2 protein-coding genes are annotated in these 1928 nt (G+C 68.4%); both read right to left on the minus strand.

What is annotated here, in order from left to right:
* The coding region (rbfA, locus tag PLL68_RS10585) for a 30S ribosome-binding factor RbfA (protein ID WP_324533875.1) at nucleotides 1-445 on the minus strand (445 nt) is incomplete at its 3' end.
* Nucleotides 446-565: 120 nt separating this feature from the next.
* The coding region (gene infB / locus PLL68_RS10590) for a translation initiation factor IF-2 (protein ID WP_324533877.1) at nucleotides 566-1928 on the minus strand (1363 nt) is incomplete at its 5' end.

Consider the following 1928-nt stretch of genomic DNA (forward strand, 5'->3'; position numbering starts at 1 on the left):
CGTCGACGTCGTCGTCCTCGTCGACCTCGCGGTCCTTCTTGTACGGGTCGGCGTCCCCGGCGTGCACGGCACCGGCAGCGGCCGCAGCCACGGCGGCGTCGCGCTCCTTGGCCTCGCGCAGGAGGTCCTCGAGGTGCGCCGCGGTCTCCGGGATCGCGTCGGCGATGAACTCCAGCGACGGCGTGAGTCGGATGCCGAGCTGCTTGCCGACGAACGAGCGCAGCTTGCCGCGGTTCTGCTCGAGGAGGCGGGCGGTCTGCGCGCGCTGGGCGGCATCGCCGAACACGGTGTAGAAGAGCGAGGCGTGCTGGAGGTCACCGGTGACCTTGACGTCCGTGATCGTCACGAACCCGAGGTCGGGGTCCTTGACGATCGCGTCGAGGTTGGCTGCCGTCAGCGTCTTGATGCGGTCGGCGATCTTCTGGGCGCGTGCGGTGTCGGCCACGGCTCCTCCTTGAGGTCCTCGGATGGGGCGGCACCCACCCTAGTGACGGGTGCCGGTGACGGCGCCGGGCGGCATCCGATCGTTCGGATGCCGCCCGGTCGCGGGTGGTGCTGCCTCGCGTCAGGCGCGGGGCTTCTCCCGCATTTCGTAGGTGCTGATGAGGTCATCGAGCTGCAGGTCGTTGAACGACCCGAGGTTGATACCGCACTCGAACCCGTCGCGGACCTCGGTGACGTCGTCCTTGAACCGTCGCAGACCGGCGATCTCGATGTTCTCCGCGACGACGACCCCGTTGCGGGTGATCCGCGCCCGGGTGCCGCGCTTGATCTCGCCGCTGCGAACGATCGAGCCGGCGATGTTGCCGAACTTGCTGCTGCGGAAGATCTCGCGGATCTGCGCGGTGCCGAGCTCGACCTCCTCGAACTCCGGCTTGAGCATGCCCTTGAGGGCCTGCTCGATCTCGTCGATCGCCTGGTAGATGACCGAGTAGTAGCGGATCTCGACGCCCTCGCGCTCGGCGACCTCGGCGTTCTGGCCCTCGGCCCGAACGTTGAAGCCGATGATGATGGCGTTGGAGGCCATCGCGAGGTTGATGTTGTTCAGCGTGATGGCACCGACGCCGCGGTCGATGATCCGCAGGTCGACCTCCTCGCCGACGTCGATCTGGAGCAGGGCGTCCTCGAGCGCTTCGACGGAACCCGACACGTCACCCTTGAGGATGAGGTTGAGGGTGTCGACCTTGCCCGCCGCGAGGGCCTCGTTGAGGTCCTCGAGCGAGATGCGCTTGCGGGCCTTGGCCAGGCTGGCCTGACGGTCGGCTGCTTCACGCTTCTCGGCGATCTGACGTGCCGTGCGGTCGTCGGGGGCGACGACGAAGGTGTCGCCGGCCCGCGGGACCGAGGACAGACCGAGCACCTGCACCGGACGCGACGGGGTCGCCTCGGTGAGCGCGTTGCCGTGCTCGTCGAGCATGGCCCGCACACGGCCGTGCGATGAGCCGGCGACGATCGCGTCACCGACGTGCAGCGTGCCGGACTGGATGAGCACGGTCGCCGTGGCGCCACGCCCCTTGTCCAGGTTGGCCTCGATGGCGATGCCGCGTGCGTCGCGGTCGGGGTTGGCCCGAAGGTCAAGGGCCGCGTCGGCGGTGAGCAGGACTGCCTCGAGCAGCTGGTCGATGTTCTGACCCTGCTTGGCCGAGACGTCGACGAACATCGTCTCGCCGCCGTACTCCTCTGCCACGAGGTTGTACTCGGTCAGCTGCTGGCGGATCTTGCTCGGGTTGGCACCCTCGACGTCGATCTTGTTGACCGCGACGACGATCGGCACGTCGGCCGCCTGGGCGTGGTTGAGCGCCTCGATGGTCTGCGGCATGACGCCGTCGTCCGCCGCGACCACGAGGATCGCGATGTCGGTGACCTTGGCACCACGGGCACGCATGGCGGTGAACGCCTCGTGACCCGGGGTGTCGATGAAGGTGATC

It is taken from the genome of Ornithinibacter sp. (genome assembly GCF_035443565.1).
Taxonomy (GTDB): domain Bacteria; phylum Actinomycetota; class Actinomycetes; order Actinomycetales; family Dermatophilaceae; genus Fodinibacter.